The organism is Pseudomonas brenneri (assembly GCF_007858285.1).
In the GTDB taxonomy this organism is placed as follows: domain Bacteria; phylum Pseudomonadota; class Gammaproteobacteria; order Pseudomonadales; family Pseudomonadaceae; genus Aquipseudomonas; species Aquipseudomonas brenneri.
Window position 1 is genome coordinate 191,066 of the sequence record NZ_VFIL01000006.1, and the last position, 17,409, is coordinate 208,474.

Sequence of the window (17,409 nt, forward strand, 5' to 3'; positions counted from 1 at the left end):
GCCACCCGTAAAATAGGCGTACATCCTACCTGCTCTGAAGGCCGCTGGCAGCTTATCGCCGCGCATTTGCGCTCGGAACTTGCTTAAAAAACCGGCGAAAAAAAATGGCGCCCCTTGGGGCGCCATTCTTTCGGACCTGAAACGTCGTATTACTTACGCTTCATCGACAGGAAGAACTCGTCGTTGGTCTTGGTGGTTTTCAGCTTATCGATCAGGAACTCGATGGCGGCGACTTCGTCCATCGGATGCAGCAGCTTGCGCAGGATCCACATGCGCTGCAGTTCGTCATCGGCAGTCAGCAACTCTTCACGGCGGGTGCCGGAACGGTTGATGTTGATGGCCGGGAACACACGCTTTTCAGCAATGCGACGGTCCAGAGGCAGTTCCATGTTGCCGGTACCCTTGAACTCTTCGTAGATCACTTCGTCCATCTTCGAGCCGGTTTCAACCAGCGCGGTGGCGATAATGGTCAGCGAGCCGCCTTCTTCGATGTTACGCGCGGCGCCGAAGAAACGTTTCGGCTTCTCCAGGGCATGGGCATCGACACCACCGGTCAGGACCTTGCCGGAGCTCGGGATCACGGTGTTGTAGGCACGGGCCAGACGGGTGATGGAGTCGAGCAGGATCACCACGTCCTTCTTGTGTTCGACCAGGCGCTTGGCCTTCTCGATCACCATTTCGGCAACCTGCACGTGGCGGGTTGGCGGCTCATCGAACGTCGAGGCAACCACTTCGCCGCGCACGGTGCGCTGCATTTCGGTCACTTCTTCCGGACGCTCGTCGATCAGCAGCACGATCAGGTGAACTTCAGGATTGTTACGCGCGATGTTCGCTGCGATGTTCTGCAGCATGATGGTCTTACCGGCTTTCGGCGGCGCGACGATCAGGCCACGCTGGCCCTTGCCGATCGGGGCGCACAGGTCGATGACTCGACCGGTCAAGTCTTCGGTGGAACCGTTGCCGGCTTCCATCTTCATGCGCACGGTCGGGAACAGCGGCGTCAGGTTCTCGAAGAGAATCTTGTTCTTCGCGTTCTCGGGACGATCGAAGTTGATCGTGTCGACCTTGAGCAGGGCGAAATAACGCTCGCCTTCCTTTGGAGGGCGGATCTTGCCAACGATGGTGTCACCGGTGCGCAAGTTGAAGCGACGGATCTGGCTCGGCGAGACGTAGATATCGTCTGGGCCGGCAAGATAGGAAGCGTCTGCAGAGCGAAGGAAGCCGAAGCCGTCCTGGAGAATCTCCAGCACGCCATCACCGGAGATTTCCTCGCCGCTTTTCGCGTGCTTTTTCAGCAGGGAGAAAATCACGTCCTGCTTGCGCGAACGGGCCATATTTTCTATGCCCATTTCTTCGGCCAGTTGGAGCAGGTCGGTAATCGGCTTTTGCTTGAGTTCAGTCAGATTCATATAGGAATGACGTAATCATTTATAGAGGGGGGGAATTAAGCTTTTGGCTTAATGAGGCCGCGCCGCAGAGAAGGCGACAGGATCGCGTACTAATCGAAAGGAATGCGTCGGCGACGGCTTGCAGGGGGCAGTGGAGAAACCAGTGCGGGGCCGAATGTACCACCTGAATTTCAGAGCGTCTAGCCCTGCTTCACGAAAAAGCCCCGCAATTTGCGGGGCTTTTTGACGACGCTTAGATGTTGGCGTCGAGGAATGCAGCCAGTTGCGACTTCGACAGTGCGCCGACCTTGGTGGCCTCGACGTTGCCATTCTTGAACAACATCAGGGTCGGGATACCACGCACGCCATGCTTGGCCGGGGTTTCCTGGTTTTCGTCGATGTTCAGCTTGGCAACGGTCAGCTTGCCTTCGTAGGTGGTTGCGATGTCGTCCAGGACCGGAGCGATCATTTTGCAAGGACCGCACCACTCAGCCCAGTAATCAACCAGCACCGGGCCTTGGGCCTGCAGTACTTCGGCCTCAAAGGTCGCGTCGGTGACGTGCTTGATAAGATCGTTGCTCATGGATGTCTCCGGGTTGTAAGCAAAAAAAACGTTGCCCATCATAGCCGCCCTTCCTTCGTTCAGGAAGCCGCCGCTGATTGACTCTTGCTATCACGCGTCATCATTTTCGGTATTACCGATTCAGGATGTTGCCGGCGTGACAAAGGCGATGCCCGTGCGCAGCGCCGCGTTACGCACGTGCTCCTGCATGGATTTATGTGCCGCCGCGCTGCTGCGCCGGGCCAGGGCACGGAGGATCTTGCGGTGCTCCTGCCAGGTTTCCATGGCCCGCTCCGGTCGGATGAACGGTAGTTTCTGGCTTTCCAGGAACACCTCGGCACTGGCGCTGAGGATGCTGACCATCGCCTGATTGCCACTGGCCAACAGGATGCGCTGGTGGAAAGCGAAGTCCAACCGTGCGGCCGCCTCGAAATCACCGGCCTTGAGTTCCCGGCGCATGGCCTGGACATTGTCTTCGAGCTCATCCAGCGCCTCGGTGGTCAGCGTCATGGCCGCTAGCCCCGCCGCAAACCCCTCCAGGGCATAACGCAACTGGAAGATATCCAGCGGGCTGGCCTGCGCGGTAAATGGCCAGGCCACTGCGCCCAGATCGGCCTCAGGCGGCGCCTGCACAAACACGCCCTTGCCCGGCTGCACACTGACCACTCCCAGCGCACTGAGCGAAGACAAGGCCTCACGCAACGAGGCACGACTGACCCCCAATTGCAGCGCCAGGTCGCGCTGGGAAGGCAATGCATCGCCGGGGCCGAAGCCCTGTTCCTTGATGAGTTTGCGGATAGCTTGCAAGGCCGCTTCCGGTACGGCTTGGGCGATGGAATTCATGAAAAAACCCGAGGTTTCAGTCAACAGTGGGCCTAGTTGTAAAGCTATTCTCGGCAGCCGGCAAGCCACGCCCTAAAGGGGCTCGCGCGGTTTTGCCAGCGCTCGAAAAGGGTGCAAAACGAGACCTGACTGTTCAGACCAGTCAGACCGATATACGCCTGGAAAAACCTGCCTTGCAGGCGTTTCAGGGCGTCATGGCATGGGCTATGCACTGGCAAAACTCAGAAATGTCCTTCACCACTTTCGGAGAGTTGCCATGACCAAGCGTTGCAGCGCCCTGCTCACTGCCTTGTTTGCCAGCCTGATGCTTAGCCAGGCGCCTGCCCAGGCCAATGGCCTGGACGATATCGTCGCACGTGGCACCCTCAAGGTCGCCGTGCCCCAGGACTTTCCGCCGTTCGGCTCGGTTGGCCCGGATATGCAACCGCGCGGTTTGGACATCGACACCGCAAAGCTGCTGGCCGAGCAACTCAAGGTCAAGCTGGAACTCACGCCGGTCAACAGCACCAACCGCATTCCATTCCTGACCACCGGCAAGGTGGACCTGGTGATTTCCAGCCTGGGCAAGAACCCGGAGCGCGAGAAGGTCATCGACTTTTCCAAGGCCTATGCGCCGTTCTATCTCGCCGTATTCGGCCCGCCGGAAGCGACCATCACCCACCTCGACGACCTCAAGGGCAAGACCATCAGCGTGACCCGGGGCGCCATTGAAGATATCGAGTTGACCGCCGTAGCGCCCAAGGAAGCCACGATCAAGCGCTTCGAAGACAACAACTCGACGATCGCCGCCTACCTCGCCGGCCAGGTGGACCTGATCGCCAGTGGCAACGTGGTGATGGTGGCGATCAGCGAGCGCAACCCCAAGCGGGTGCCGGCGCTTAAAGTCAAACTCAAGGATTCGCCAGTGTATGTCGGCGTCAACAAAAACGAGCCGGCGCTGTTGGAAAAGGTCAACCAGATCCTGGTCGCCGCCAAGGCTGACGGCAGCCTGGAAAAGAACGCAATGCAGTGGCTCAAAGAGCCATTGCCTGCCGATCTCTGAGGCGGAGCTGATTGATGGCCTATCAATTCGACTTTGTGCCGGTGCTGGCCAATACCGACCTGCTGTTGCGTGGCGCGCTGTTCACCCTGGAGCTGACCGCCATCGGTGCGATCCTGGGGGTGGCGCTGGGGATTGTCGGCGCCGTGGTGCGCGCCTGGAAAATCCAGCCGTTCTACTGGTTCTTCGGGGTGTATGTCGAATTGATTCGCAACACACCGTTCCTGGTGCAGTTGTTCTTCATCTTCTTCGGCCTGCCGTCCCTGGGCTTGCAGATTTCCGAATGGCAGGCGGCGGTACTGGCGATGGTGATCAACCTCGGCGCCTATTCCACGGAGATCATTCGTGCCGGTATCCAGGCGATTCCTCGCGGGCAACTGGAGGCGGCGGCAGCCTTGGCCATGACGCGTTTTGAAGCGTTTCGCCATGTGGTGCTGCTGCCGGCGCTGGGCAAGGTCTGGCCGGCCCTGAGCAGCCAGATCATCATCGTGATGCTCGGCTCGGCGGTGTGTTCGCAGATCGCCACTGAAGAGTTGAGCTTTGCCGCCAACTTTATCCAGTCGCGCAATTTCCGCGCCTTTGAAACCTATGCCCTGACCACGCTGGTGTACCTGTGCATGGCGTTGATGATCCGCCAGTTGCTCAATTGGATCGGTCGCCGCTATGTAATGAGGAACAGCCGATGAGTGATTTTTCATTCTGGGACATCGTGCGCAACCTGCTGACCGGCCTGCAGTGGACGTTACTGTTGTCGCTGGTGGCGTTTATCGGCGGTGGGCTGATCGGCTTGCTGGTGATGACCCTGCGCATCAGCCCCAAGGCGCTACCGCGCAACATCGCCCGGACCTATATCGAATTGTTCCAGGGCACGCCGTTGTTGATGCAATTGTTCCTGGTGTTCTTCGGTGTCGCCTTGCTGGGGATCGATATCTCGCCGTGGCTGGCCGCCGCGATTGCCTTGACCCTGTTTACCAGCGCCTACCTGGCCGAGATCTGGCGCGGCTGTGTCGACTCCATTGCCCATGGCCAATGGGAGGCTTCCGCCAGCCTGGCGCTCAATCCTTATGAGCAACTGCGCTATGTGATCCTGCCCCAGGCCCTGCGAATTGCCGTGGCACCGACGGTGGGCTTCTCGGTGCAGGTGGTCAAGGGCACGGCGGTGACGTCGATCATCGGCTTCACCGAACTGACCAAGACCGGCGGCATGCTCGCCAACGCCACCTTCGAGCCCTTCATGGTCTACGGCCTGGTGGCGCTCGGTTACTTCCTGCTCTGCTACCCCTTGTCCCTCAGTGCCCGCTACCTGGAAAGGAGACTGCATGCCTCTGCTTAGAATATCCGCGCTGCATAAGTATTACGGCGATCACCATGTGCTCAAAGGTATCGACTTGAGTGTCGAGGAAGGCCAGGTGGTGGCGATCATCGGCCGCAGCGGCTCGGGGAAGTCTACGTTGCTGCGCACCCTCAATGGCCTGGAGTCGATCAACGACGGGGTGATTGAAGTCGACGGCGAATACCTCGATGCGGCCCGTGCCGACCTGCGCAGCCTGCGGCAAAAAGTCGGCATGGTGTTCCAGCAGTTCAACCTGTTCCCCCATTTGACCGTGGGTGAAAACGTCATGCTCGCGCCCCAGGTCGTGCAAAAGGTCACCAAGGCCAAGGCTGCGGAACTGGCACGACAGATGCTCGACCGTGTCGGCCTGGGAGAGAAGTTCGACGCGTTCCCGGATCGCCTGTCCGGCGGCCAGCAGCAACGGGTGGCCATCGCCCGCGCATTGGCAATGTCGCCCAAGGTGCTGCTGTGCGATGAAATCACCTCGGCCCTGGACCCGGAACTGGTCAACGAAGTACTCAGTGTGGTGCGCCAACTGGCCAAGGACGGCATGACCCTGATCATGGTGACCCATGAAATGCGCTTTGCCCGGGAAGTCGGCGACAAGCTGGTGTTCATGCACCAGGGCAAGGTGCATGAAGTCGGTGACCCGAAAGTGCTATTTGCCCAACCGCGCACCGCCGAACTGGCCAATTTCATTGGCTCGGTGGAGTCGCCGGGCTGACGCCAACGCCATGCGACAACCACTCGACCTGCACCTGGCCCTGGAGCGTCGTTTCGCTGCGCACAGAGAACGCGTCAACCGGCAGGAATGGGGCGATCTCCAGTTGTGCCGATAGCCGTCGGCCCGTTATCGGTACGCCAGCCGCACGGGCAATCAGGACCTGCCCGGGCACAAGCCGCTCGCTGGCGTGCGCAGGCACCGAGCTCTCGGCGACCAACTCCACGGGTCGGCCATCAAGGTGGGCGTGCCGGATATTCAGGGCAAAGGCCCCGGTGGCGCCAAACCGAAAGCCCAAAGGCCCCGCAGGTACCCCACTGAACCGTACTGCCATGGGAACGGGATCAATGCACACCACGTTCAGGAGCACGGTCCGGGTACCGTAAGACTGTGCACTGACATGTTCATCGGGCGCTTGACGCATTACGCCGTAGTCGACCCGTGGCTGGCTTAACGCCAACTGACAGGTAGCGAGACTGGCCTCGCTGGCCAATAACGCCACGACGAATAAAAGACACGGATAAATCCTGCCGATCGATTTACAACGCACGGCAGGTCGCCGAAGCAGTTTCATAAAGTTTGTCATTGGAGGGCTCTGGCTCAAGGTTCAGTTGCAGCAGGCAAGGCTTCGTAGAGCCCGGTAGCTCAACACTCAGGGTCTGTTGGGGCTGGCTGTCATTCAGGAAAATCAGGCCGTCGCCCACTACGTTGGTCAGGAAGGCCTTGTCCTGGCCAAATACTGCAGCGCCCTGGGGTAACGCACGTCCCTGCGGGTCATGGGCCGTCAACAGAACCCGACGGGCGCTGACCACCTTGAACTCCACGGAATTGAACGACCCACGAGCAGCGGCAAGCGTTTGGGTGCCGTTCTTGAGATCGACACGCTTGGGCAGGGACTGGGTCTGCACTTCGAGGTGGCTGGTGCTATAGGCCGGCAATCCAGGAATGACCGCGTGACCGCGGTAGTCGGTCCAGACCGGCCCATGGGGTGTCGAGACTTTGGCTCCCGTGATGTTTCCCACCGATAGCAGGCCGAAAGTATCCTGCACCGCGTAGGGTGAAAAGGTCAGCCCTTGTCCATGAGCCACGACGCCCCCCTGCAATTGCCCGGTGTAGGTGGTGCCTGATGCGTCCCGGTTCACCCCCGCACCCACGCGGGTGTAGCGAGGCATGACGTCTACACGACCATGCACCGCCTTCTGGCGATCCGTAAGGTCGCGCTCGGTGCCCACTTCATAGTTCACATACTCGTTGACCCGTTCCGACAGTGTTGTACCGATATCGGAGCGGCCGTTGCGCCGGCTGGCGAAAGATGTGAGGCGGCGATCATCGCCAAACGGCACACTGACTTGCAGGCGCACCGACAGCCCTTCGGAGGGAAGTTCCTCGTTGACGGCATAACGGCGCTTTCGCCGGCGCGACGGACCGGTCTGCGAGTCGGCGACGAGTGCGACATCGACGTCGTCGAAACGCTTGGTCCACGACGCGAACACATGCTCGGTGCTCTGCCCGTCAAATTGCGCGTTATGGGAGTAGGTGACGGAGAGCGTACCCAAAACCGGCGCGGCCCAACTCAGTCCGGCGGTGTACTGGCGCTGAAAACGCGTGTCCAGAAGATCGTTGGTCGAGGCTGTGCCGACCTCCAGGACATCACGGTAACCTCGACTCTGGGTGGTGGCACTCAGGCTTGCCTCAACACCCGCGCCCAACGGGCTACCCAGCGACACGGAGTTGCGTGTCCCGCCCACACCGCGAACCTTATCGCGGGACCGATTGTGTCGTGCTCTCACTGAAACCCGTTGGAAAAAGACACGACTCAACGTGCCACCTGCCGCGTGGTATTCATCCGTCCCCAATAAACCGAGCCCCAGGGCTGTGCCTGCACCCAAATCCCAGGTGCCGCTGCCCATCGCCACCACCGGTTGCTCCCTGTTGCTGGCGATGGTTTCCCGCACCTTGCCCAGCGCAAAGTCGAAACCAGGTTGCACGGGCACGTAGGCACCGAAAGACGCCGCAGGCACCACGAAACTGCGTTTGCCTCCCCGCGTACCGATGACACTCACGTCCAGGTCGCTGGTACCATTGAGCAGTGGCAGGTCCGTCAGGCGAAAAGGCCCTTCGGGCACCAGGGTCGAATGGATCAACACCCCGGACTGGCGCACCTCAACCCTTGCCTGGCTATGGGCCAAGCCTTCGACCACTACACCGTTGGTGCTCCCGACACGGGCGACACCATCAGGAAAGAGCTGGAACCCCGAGAGCTGGAGGCCGCCAAATACCGGGTTCCTGCTGGAAATCTGACCCGCCTGGAAGGTCGACTTCAAGGCCGCGAAATCTCGCTGGGCATAGGCGTACACATGTTCGCTGCTACCCTTGCCGTTATCGGAAACATAGAACTGCCGACTGCGCACAATCCAGTTGCCAAGATTGAAGCCCGCCTCGGTATAGGCCGAGACAAAACGGTTGGAGTCGCCGCGCGCATGGTTATCGAATCCAAGCACATCGTAATTGAGCATGGCGGCCGTACCGCCCTGGCTGAAACTGCCAGCCTCCCACTCGGGTTCACGCAACGATTGCGTAGGTACCACCAGGGACACCTCGTCACTACCGGGGCGCAATCTCACCAACGTCGCCGGGAACTCGCCAAGGAAATCGTGACACGTCTGGTCGGCCGTCACACCAGCCTGCAAGACCGCAGGCGGCACCCGCAAACCAGCTTTGTCCAGTAACCCCCGGGTAAAACACAGTTGGCCCTGGTAATCGAACCGGGCATCCACCAAGCCTAGCGCCGCGCCATTGACCCGCAGCCCGACCACCTGGACACCTTCGCGAAAACGCGCCGCGCTGCGGAAATAGTCCGAAACTTTTGGATCAATGCCATGAGTGGTCAGGGCTGCCAGGTCAAACCCTTCCCCCAACTCGATGGCCAATGCATCCCCATGATGCCCAAAAAGGGTTGCCAACCCCATGAACAGCCCCGAATAACAGGCGCCGCCCACTCCCTTGCCCACCACTCGGTTAAATCCCATGATCGGCAACATCTGCGCTGTAGCTGTCAACGGTGAACCCGTACACCGTGGCGGGCTGCAATACGACCGAGGTAACGCCCGCCAGTGGCCCCTGGGCATCAACCGCCAGTACTTCACCTGGCAGGATGTAACTGCGCGGCAAGGTTGCCAACGTTTTCCCCGGGAGCAGTTGCAACTCCAGCGCCAACCGCACCACATACGCACTGTCGTTATGAACGGCCAGGCCACTGCCCTGGCGCTTCCATTTCAACAACTCCCAGGGTGCCTGGTGCTTGGCCAACCCCTTGGGATGCAGGATCAGCGGTAAATTCTGCCGCAGGGTAAAGCCAATGGTCGCCCCACCAGGGCTGCGGGCCTGGGGAATGCCTTCAAAGGAAACACGTTTCAATCGTTGGGTCTTGAGCGGCGTGCCAGATGTATTGATAAAACGAACCAACTGGGTCTCACCGGCTTCGACCCGGGTAATCGGTGGCGTGACGATCAGCAGTGGCTCTTTATCCTCCGGTATATTCTCGATCACCGAGTGAAGTAGTGCGGGCCCCGGATCTGTGTTCTTGATATTGATCGTCGCTTCACCGTTCTCCTCATAAAGCACGACAACCGTTGTTTCGGGTTGCATACCATCGGCCACCGCCATGCCACTTGCGCAAAACAATAATATTGCACACCACGACAGCGTCACACCTGCTTTCAAAAAACAACTCACTGTGTTTTCTCCGCAACGATCAAGACAAATAGCAAACGCACAGAAAAACAGCCGACAAGTCCCGAAAGCGTCATGACACTTTTCGTTTCAATATCGGCTGTTACTAGAGGTTTAGATGTAACTAAGCACTAAGGTGGCGCGGCCATCCAGCGTCACATCACGGGTGAGGTCCAAGTCTTGCGCTTTGTTAATGACCGCCATCACTTCAATGATGCCCGTGAGCTGAGCAATGGATGCGGGGGTTATGCTCGCACCATTACGCCACGAGTACTGGGTAGGCGCTTGTGCGACTTTTCCGTCACTGTTCTGCCAGGCGCCGGTGCTGACCCGCATGATCGGACTCAACGTGAGACCTGAAGACCTCAGATCTCGCAGAGTGACCGAGTACCCCCCGGTACGTCGGGACGATACAGCGCCCAACCCGAAGTTCTGCGCTTCGGTATAGCCGCCGCCGAGAATGCCAGTGACCTTGCTGCCCGCCTGCAAATCGGTCAGGGTCAGGCCGAACTTGGCCGGGGTGGTACCGCAGTTGACAACCAACGATGTGGTTTGCGGTGAGCGAGGATTGAAGCTGGTCTGGGACAACTCACCGGAACGGATAACCCCATAGTCGATGATGCCACTATTACCCAAGCTCAAATTGCAGGCTGCGGGCGTGATCGTCCCCCGCACTACCAACTGAGCAACGTTTGTTGCCTGAGCGCCAATACTTGCAGCCAGGCAAATAACACCCATCGTCAAACCCAATACTTTTTTCATGATCGACCTGTCGTTAGAAAGTGTTCAGGCATTACTTCTTTAATAACCAGGCAATTCCTTCATCGCCATTAGTTCCTCCCTGAAACACAAAGCTATAAATAAATAACACCACGGCATCATTGCCGACCGACAGTTTCACCTTCGACTCACTCAATAAATATAAGACGACACCCAGAACTCTGTGGGACTCGTTTAAAACAACTGACTCTTTTACCACCCACCAAAGTAGTCCAGAGCAGATTAAGGATGAGTATAATTAACTACTCTTGTAGGAAATTATATAATCTCCAAAATTCTCTAAAAGCCTTTTAGTTCCCTACACCCCACTAAAGATATGTCATCGGTCATCCGGAAATTTTCCCTACATTTCCTACAAAACTTGATCAAGAGCAGGCGTAGGACAAATCACCGAGCACTACGCGTTGGCGTCAGCGTTTGATCGTGGCACGATGGCAAGGTTATCGACCGAGATCCCCTACCCATGCCGCAATCCCAAGCCAAGAATCTGTCCCTGATCGCCGCCATCGACCTGGGCTCCAACAGCTTTCACATGGTCGTGGCCAAGGCCCAGAACGGTGAGATCCGCATCCTTGAGCGGCTCGGCGAAAAGGTACAACTGGCTGCCGGGATCGACGATGAGCGCAAGCTCAACGAAGAATCCATGCAGCGCGGGCTCGACTGCCTCAAGCGTTTTGCCCAACTGATCAACGGCATGCCCCAGGGCGCCGTGCGAATCGTCGGTACCAACGCATTGCGCGAAGCGCGTAACCGTGGCGAATTCATCCGCCGCGCCGAGGAGATCCTCGGGCACCCGGTGGAAGTCATCTCCGGGCGTGAAGAAGCACGCCTGATCTATCTCGGTGTTTCCCACACGCTGGCCGATACCCCCGGCAAACGCCTGGTGGCTGACATTGGCGGTGGCAGCACCGAGTTCATCATCGGCCAGCGCTTCGAGCCGTTGCTGCGCGAAAGCCTGCAAATGGGTTGCGTCAGCTACACCCAGCGCTACTTCAAGGACGGCAAGATCACCCCGGCCCGCTACGCCCAGGCGTACACGGCGGCGCGGCTGGAGATCATGAGCATCGAGCATGCCCTGCACCGCCTGACCTGGGATGAAGCCATCGGCTCATCCGGCACCATCCGCGCCATCGGCCTGGCCCTGAAGGCTGGCGGCCACGGCACCGGCGAGGTGAATGCCGAAGGCCTGGCCTGGCTCAAGCGCAAGCTGTTCAAGCTCGGCGATGCCGAGAAAATCGACTTCGAGGGCATCAAGCCCGATCGCCGGACCATCTTCCCGGCCGGTCTGGCGATCCTTGAGGCCATCTTCGACGCCCTAGAACTGCAACGCATGGACCACTGCGATGGCGCCCTGCGTGAAGGCGTGCTCTACGACCTGCTGGGCCGCCATCATCATGAAGATGTGCGTGAGCGCACCCTCGGCTCACTGATGGAGCGCTACCACGTCGACCTGGAGCAGGCGGCGCGGGTGGAGCGCAAGGCGCTGCATGCGTTTGACCAGGTCGCCGAGGATTGGGACCTGCAGGACGGGGTCTGGCGTGAACTGCTGGGCTGGGCAGCCAAGGTCCATGAAGTGGGTCTGGATATCGCCCACTACCATTACCACAAGCACGGCGCGTACCTGATCGAGCACTCCGACCTGGCGGGCTTTTCCCGGGAAGACCAGCAGATGCTGGCGCTGCTGGTGCGCGGTCATCGCCGCAATATTCCCAAGGACAAGTTCGCCGAGTTCGGCGCCGAGGGCATCAAGCTGATTCGCCTGTGCGCCCTGCTGCGCTTTGCGATCCTGTTCCACCACATCCGTGGCACCCAGCAGATGCCGCAGGTCACCTTGCGCGCCAATGGTGACAGCCTGGATGTGGTATTCCCCGAAGATTGGCTGGACGAGAACCAACTGACCCAGGCGGATTTTGCCCAGGAAGCCGAGTGGCTGACGCGAGTGGGTTTAAGCCTGAACGTGTGCTGATCCCTAGACGCTCTCGGCCGACGACAACATCGGCGCGCCAGGCAGGAACGCCGGCTCGCGGATAGCCTGCGATGCCTGTTCATAGCCATACGCAACCGAGAGCAGTGTGGCTTCACTGTTGCTCGTACCCGCAAAGTGCAGCGCGGTTGGCATGCCCTCATCATCCATGCCCGAGGGCACCGATATGCCGGGGTAGCCAGCTGCCGCGGCAAAGAAATAACTGTCTGAACGAAAACTCGACAGCACCGCGTCCAGCTTATGCTCCTTCAGTGGCTTATCGAAGATATCCCTGAAAATCGGGAGAACAGCCTCCCACAACCGCTCCCGTTGCTCATCCGTCACCGCCAGGCTGTTGATGTGTTCCAGCAGCGCCTGGTCCGGCTCTCCGGCTCGCCTGTCACGCTCGTTGAACGCAATAAGCTCGGCCAACGACTTCACCGACAACCCTTGCCTGCCAGCTAGGTAGCCGTCGATTTTTTGCTTGAGCCCTGCAAAAAGCGCATCGTTGTATTGATCGTACGTCTCTGGCGCCACATCAGCGTCCAGGCTGGCTATTGGCACAAGGACTGCCCCCTTGGCCACCAGCAATCTGATCGCGTCCTCGAAATACTGCCTATCCGCGCGCCTGGCCGGGTCCCTGGCCTGCTCTGGCGACAACTCAGGCACCGGCGTGTAGCCAATGCGTTTGCCCTGCAAGGCATCGGGCGTCAACCCGGCGGTGTAGACCGTTGTTTCGACCATGGCGTTTAGCGCTTCGCCAGCATCGCGCACGTTACGCGTAAACGTGCCCACCGAGTCCAGTCTTGAGCTGGTCATCACCCCCTCGGTACTCACCAGTCCGGCCGTGGTTTTCAAACCGAGCACACCGTTGTAGGCCGCCGGCGCAATGATCGAACCGTTGGTCTCGATGCCCAATGCGAGCGGGACAAGTCCCTGGGCTACCGCCACGGCCGATCCAGTACTCGACCCCGCCACCTGCCCACCCAGTCGATGAGGGTTAAGGGTTTGCCCGCCACGGGAGCTCCAGCCATCAACCGGTACGCTGGAGCGAAAGTTGGACAGCTCACTCATATTGGTTTTACCCACGATCACTGCACCCGCCTTGAGCAAGTTATCCACGACCTTGGCGTTTTTTGTCGTCGGCGAACCTAGCAGCGCACGGGAACCCGCACTGGTGTGCATTTTTCCGCGGGTTTCGAATACATCTTTCAGGGCAATCGGCACACCGTGCAAAAAGCCGCACACCCCGCCGCGGTTACGCTCCTGATCGCGCGCCCGCGCCTGCTCAAGCGCATCGGGGTTGATCTGCACAAACGCGTTGCCGCCTTGCAAGCCATGATCGATGTTTGCGATGTTTTTCAACGAGTCCCGCACCAGAGACTCAGACGTCACCGCCGCCCGGGCCATGTCGCGCGACATGGCCTGCGCACTGCGGTAGCCCTTCGGCGGCGAGGTCAATGCCTCGTAAAGCCCCGCTGCTCCCAACCCGATTCCTATGCCTGATCCCATCATCGAAAAATCCTCAACTGCCATGTACAGGCTATCGCCTGATAGCCAGAGGTCAGTCTAGGAACGGGAACATACAACCCCCAACCTGGCAAATCCGACAGGCTTGTCCGATTTCTCAGTGGTGGATGTAGGCGGGAAACATGGAAGCGGACCTGCCCGCTTCCATGAGGGGAGCGTCAACGAACGGCCAGCACCGGGCTGCCGAGCCGCTCCAGCAACGTCGCCTGCGCACTGCGCGGGTTCTGGTTGCCGGTCGGCGTGTTGCGCACGTAGCGCCCATCCGACTGCAGGCTCCAGCTGTGGGTGTTATCGGTGAGATAACTCTCCAGCTCTTTCTTGACCCGCATGATCAGCTTCTTGCCTTCCACCGGGAAGCAGGTCTCCACACGCTTGTCGAGGTTGCGCTCCATCCAGTCGGCGCTGGAGAGGAACATCTGCTCCTCGCCGCCGTTGAGGAAGTAGAACACCCGCGTGTGCTCCAGGAAGCGGCCGATGATCGAACGCACGTGAATATTGTGCGACACCCCGGCAATGCCCGGGCGCAGGCAGCACATGCCACGCACCACCAGGTCGATGCGCACACCGGACTGGCTGGCCTTGTACAGCGCGCGGATGATCTTCGGATCGGTCAGCGAGTTGAACTTGGCGATGATATGCGCCGGCTTGCCGTCGAGGGCGAACTGGGTCTCGCGGGCAATCATGTCGAGCATGCCCTTTTTCAGGGTGAACGGCGCATGCAGCAGCTTCTTCATGCGCAACGTCTTACCCATGCCGATCAATTGGCTGAACAGTTTGCCGACGTCTTCGCACAAGGCGTCGTCGGAGGTCAGCAGGCTGTAGTCGGTGTAGAGCTTGGCGTTGCCGGCGTGGTAGTTACCGGTACCCAGGTGCGCGTAACGCACGATTTCACCGGCTTCGCGACGCAGGATCAGCATCATCTTGGCGTGGGTCTTGAAGCCGACCACACCGTAGATCACCACCGCACCGGCCGCTTGCAGGCGGCTGGCCAGTTGCAGGTTGGATTCTTCGTCAAACCGCGCACGCAGTTCGATCACCGCCGTAACTTCCTTGCCGTTACGCGCGGCATCCACCAGCGCATCGACGATTTCCGAGTTGGCGCCGCTGCGGTACAGGGTCTGGCGCACGGCCAGGACGTGTGGGTCCTTGGCAGCCTGGCGCAACAGGTCGACCACCGGGGTAAACGACTCGAACGGGTGCAGCAGCAAGATGTCCTGCTTGCTGACCACGCTGAAGATGTTCTCGCTGTTTTGCAGCAGTTTCGGGATCTGCGGGGTGAATGGCGTGTATTGCAGCTCCGGATGGCTGTCCAGGCCAGTAATGCTGAACAGGCGCGTCAGGTTCACCGGGCCATTGACCTGGTACAGCTCGGTCTCGGCCAGGTTGAACTGCTTGAGCAGGTAGTCCGAGAGATGTTTTGGGCAGGTGTCCGCTACTTCCAGGCGTACTGCATCGCCATAACGGCGGGAGAACAGCTCACCGCGCAAGGCGCGGGCCAGGTCTTCGACGTCTTCGGTATCCACGGCCAAATCGGCGTTACGGGTCAGGCGGAACTGGTAGCAGCCCTTGACCTTCATGCCCTGGAACAGGTCATCGGCGTGGGCGTGGATCATCGACGAAAGGAATACATAGTTATCGCCAGCCCCCCCGACCTCTTCCGGTACCTTGATGATCCGTGGCAACAGGCGCGGCGCCGGGATGATCGCCAGGCCCGAATCACGACCAAAGGCATCGATCCCTTCGAGTTCGACGATAAAGTTCAGGCTCTTGTTCACCAGCAGCGGGAACGGGTGTGTCGGGTCGAGGCCAATCGGGGTGATGATCGGCGCGATTTCGTCACGGAAATAGCGACGCACCCAGGTCTTGAGCTTGACGGTCCAGTTGCGCCGACGGATGAAGCGCACCTGATGCTTTTCCAGCTCCGGCAACAAAATGTCGTTGAGGATGGCGTATTGGCGATCCACATGGCCGTGCACCAGTTCGCTGATGCGGGCCAGGGCCTGGTGCGGCTGCAGGCCATCGGCGCCAGCCTGTTCACGGGCAAAGGTGATCTGTTTCTTGAGGCCGGCGACACGGATCTCGAAGAACTCATCCAGGTTGCTGGAGAAGATCAGCAGGAACTTCAAGCGCTCCAACAGCGGGTAGGACTCATCCAGCGCCTGTTCCAGCACGCGGATGTTGAATTGCAGTTGCGACAGCTCGCGATGGATATACAGGCTGCTGTCATCCAGGTTCGGAATCACGATAGGCGGTGCCGCCACCATCGGCTCCGCGAGCACGACAGGCTGCTCAGGTGCAAGCTCCGGCGGGGTTTCGGCGACTTGTTCAACCACCGGATGCGCATCTTTTACGGCAACGTCTGTGAGTCCTTCGGTATTCATCGAGTGTTCCTGTGAGGGCTATGGTTGCTCTCTAAGCAATTGGGCGGCACGGGCGGCAAAGTAAGTCAGGATGCCATCAGCCCCCGCACGTTTAAAGGCGGTAAGGGATTCCAGGATGACTCCTTCACTCAACCAGCCATTTTGAATCGCAGCCATGTGCATGGCGTATTCACCACTGACCTGATAGACAAAGGTCGGCACCTTGAATTCCTCCTTGACCCGATAAAGGATGTCCAGGTACGGCATGCCGGGCTTGACCATCACCATATCGGCACCTTCGGCCAGGTCCGCCGCCACTTCGTGCAGGGCTTCATGGCTGTTGGCCGGGTCCATCTGGTACGAGGCCTTGTTGGCCTTGCCCAGGTTCAACGCCGAGCCGACCGCATCGCGGAACGGGCCGTAGTAGGCGCTGGCGTACTTGGCCGAATAGGCCATGATCCGCACATTGACATGGCCGGCCAGCTCCAAGGCTTCGCGAATCGCCTGGATCCGACCGTCCATCATGTCCGACGGGGCCACCACCTGGGCGCCCGCTGCGGCATGGGACAGCGCCTGCTTGACCAATGCGTCGACGGTGATGTCGTTCTGCACGTAGCCTTCTTCATCCAGAATGCCATCCTGCCCGTGGGTGGTGAACGGGTCCAGCGCCACGTCAGTGATCACCCCAAGCTCAGGGAAACGCTCGCGCAGGGCGCGGGTCGCGCGCTGGGCAATACCTTCGGGGTTCCAGGCCTCGGCGGCATCCAGGGACTTGAGCCCGGCCGGCGTGACCGGAAACAGCGCCAGCGCCGGGATCCCCAGTTCGACCCACTGCGCCGCTTCTTGTAAAAGCAGATCAATGGTCAAACGCTCGACACCCGGCATCGAGGCCACCGCTTCCCGGCGATTTTCACCGTCCAGCACAAACACCGGCAGGATCAGATCATCCACCGTCAGGACGTTTTCACGAACCAGGCGGCGAGAAAAATCATCACGACGGTTGCGGCGCAGGCGGGTAGCGGGAAACAGGCGTTGGGCGGGGGTAAAGCTCACGGCAGACTCCTGAGCCCGGCTTGACGGGCGAGCGTGACAGTTATAAGCGGCCATTATGACGAAGGAATGACAGTTGTGCTTACTCATACAACCGGCATGCGACCT

At 59.6% G+C, this 17,409-nt stretch carries 15 protein-coding genes; 5 read left to right on the plus strand and 10 right to left on the minus strand.

Annotated elements, in window-relative coordinates; all coding sequences use genetic code 11:
• Positions 1 to 149: 149 nt before the first annotated feature.
• The 3 genes from rho to FJD34_RS15115 form a co-directional block, all read right to left on the minus strand.
• Entirely contained in the window at positions 150 to 1,409 is a 1,260-nt protein-coding gene (gene rho, locus FJD34_RS15105) for a transcription termination factor Rho (protein ID WP_003176825.1), read from the minus strand.
• Positions 1,410 to 1,641: 232 nt separating this feature from the next.
• The gene (gene trxA, locus FJD34_RS15110; protein ID WP_032857000.1) at positions 1,642 to 1,971 is read right to left on the minus strand and encodes a thioredoxin TrxA; all 330 of its coding nucleotides are present in this window, start codon (positions 1,969 to 1,971) and stop codon (positions 1,642 to 1,644) included.
• 120 nt (positions 1,972 to 2,091) lie between these two features.
• A complete protein-coding gene (locus FJD34_RS15115; RefSeq protein ID WP_090293221.1) occupies positions 2,092 to 2,793 on the minus strand; it encodes a FadR/GntR family transcriptional regulator in 702 nt (233 codons plus the stop codon).
• Positions 2,794 to 3,049: 256 nt separating this feature from the next.
• Here FJD34_RS15115 and FJD34_RS15120 point away from each other — a divergent pair, with 256 nt between their 5' ends.
• Genes FJD34_RS15120 through FJD34_RS15135 form a run of 4 tightly spaced genes read left to right on the plus strand, consistent with a single transcriptional unit; the run spans position 3,050 to position 5,889 of the window.
• Positions 3,050 to 3,835 carry a transporter substrate-binding domain-containing protein gene (locus FJD34_RS15120; protein WP_032856954.1) on the plus strand — a complete coding sequence of 262 codons (786 nt, stop codon included), beginning with the start codon at positions 3,050 to 3,052 and terminating at the stop codon, positions 3,833 to 3,835.
• A gap of 14 nt (positions 3,836 to 3,849) precedes the next feature.
• The gene (locus FJD34_RS15125; protein ID WP_090292381.1) at positions 3,850 to 4,518 is read left to right on the plus strand and encodes an amino acid ABC transporter permease; all 669 of its coding nucleotides are present in this window, start codon (positions 3,850 to 3,852) and stop codon (positions 4,516 to 4,518) included.
• The gene (locus tag FJD34_RS15130; protein WP_032856951.1) at positions 4,515 to 5,165 is read left to right on the plus strand and encodes an amino acid ABC transporter permease; all 651 of its coding nucleotides are present in this window, start codon (positions 4,515 to 4,517) and stop codon (positions 5,163 to 5,165) included. The genes FJD34_RS15125 and FJD34_RS15130 overlap by 4 nt, the downstream gene beginning before the upstream one ends.
• Positions 5,152 to 5,889 (plus strand): amino acid ABC transporter ATP-binding protein, encoded by a 738-nt coding sequence (locus FJD34_RS15135; protein ID WP_032856949.1) that lies wholly within the window; start codon positions 5,152 to 5,154, stop codon positions 5,887 to 5,889. Before FJD34_RS15130 ends, FJD34_RS15135 begins: the two co-directional genes overlap by 14 nt.
• Here FJD34_RS15135 and FJD34_RS15140 read toward each other — a convergent pair.
• From FJD34_RS15140 to FJD34_RS15155, 4 genes are all read right to left on the minus strand, one after another.
• Positions 5,861 to 6,460, minus strand: coding sequence for a DUF1120 domain-containing protein (locus FJD34_RS15140; protein WP_082445509.1), 600 nt, complete (start codon positions 6,458 to 6,460; stop codon positions 5,861 to 5,863). The genes FJD34_RS15135 and FJD34_RS15140 overlap by 29 nt on opposite strands.
• Positions 6,426 to 8,915, minus strand: coding sequence for a fimbria/pilus outer membrane usher protein (locus tag FJD34_RS15145; protein WP_373290049.1), 2,490 nt, complete (start codon positions 8,913 to 8,915; stop codon positions 6,426 to 6,428). The genes FJD34_RS15140 and FJD34_RS15145 overlap by 35 nt, the downstream gene beginning before the upstream one ends.
• Positions 8,905 to 9,597, minus strand: coding sequence for a fimbria/pilus chaperone family protein (locus FJD34_RS15150; RefSeq protein WP_211365095.1), 693 nt, complete (start codon positions 9,595 to 9,597; stop codon positions 8,905 to 8,907). Before FJD34_RS15150 ends, FJD34_RS15145 begins: the two co-directional genes overlap by 11 nt.
• 135 nt (positions 9,598 to 9,732) lie before the next feature.
• Positions 9,733 to 10,380: a DUF1120 domain-containing protein gene (locus FJD34_RS15155; protein ID WP_032856947.1), complete on the minus strand. Its 648-nt coding sequence runs from the start codon at positions 10,378 to 10,380 to the stop codon at positions 9,733 to 9,735.
• 481 nt (positions 10,381 to 10,861) lie between these two features.
• Between FJD34_RS15155 and ppx the strand changes: the two genes are divergently transcribed.
• A complete protein-coding gene (gene ppx, locus FJD34_RS15160; protein WP_032856946.1) occupies positions 10,862 to 12,364 on the plus strand; it encodes an exopolyphosphatase in 1,503 nt (500 codons plus the stop codon).
• Between the two features lie 3 nt (positions 12,365 to 12,367).
• Here ppx and FJD34_RS15165 read toward each other — a convergent pair whose 3' ends face one another.
• The 3 genes from FJD34_RS15165 to hemB form a co-directional block, all read right to left on the minus strand.
• A complete protein-coding gene (locus FJD34_RS15165; RefSeq protein ID WP_223232691.1) occupies positions 12,368 to 13,897 on the minus strand; it encodes an amidase family protein in 1,530 nt (509 codons plus the stop codon).
• Between the two features lie 152 nt (positions 13,898 to 14,049).
• Entirely contained in the window at positions 14,050 to 16,272 is a 2,223-nt protein-coding gene (ppk1, locus tag FJD34_RS15170) for a polyphosphate kinase 1 (RefSeq protein ID WP_065942425.1), read from the minus strand.
• 18 nt (positions 16,273 to 16,290) lie between these two features.
• A complete protein-coding gene (gene hemB, locus FJD34_RS15175; RefSeq protein WP_032856943.1) occupies positions 16,291 to 17,304 on the minus strand; it encodes a porphobilinogen synthase in 1,014 nt (337 codons plus the stop codon).
• Between the last annotated feature and the right edge of the window lie 105 nt (positions 17,305 to 17,409).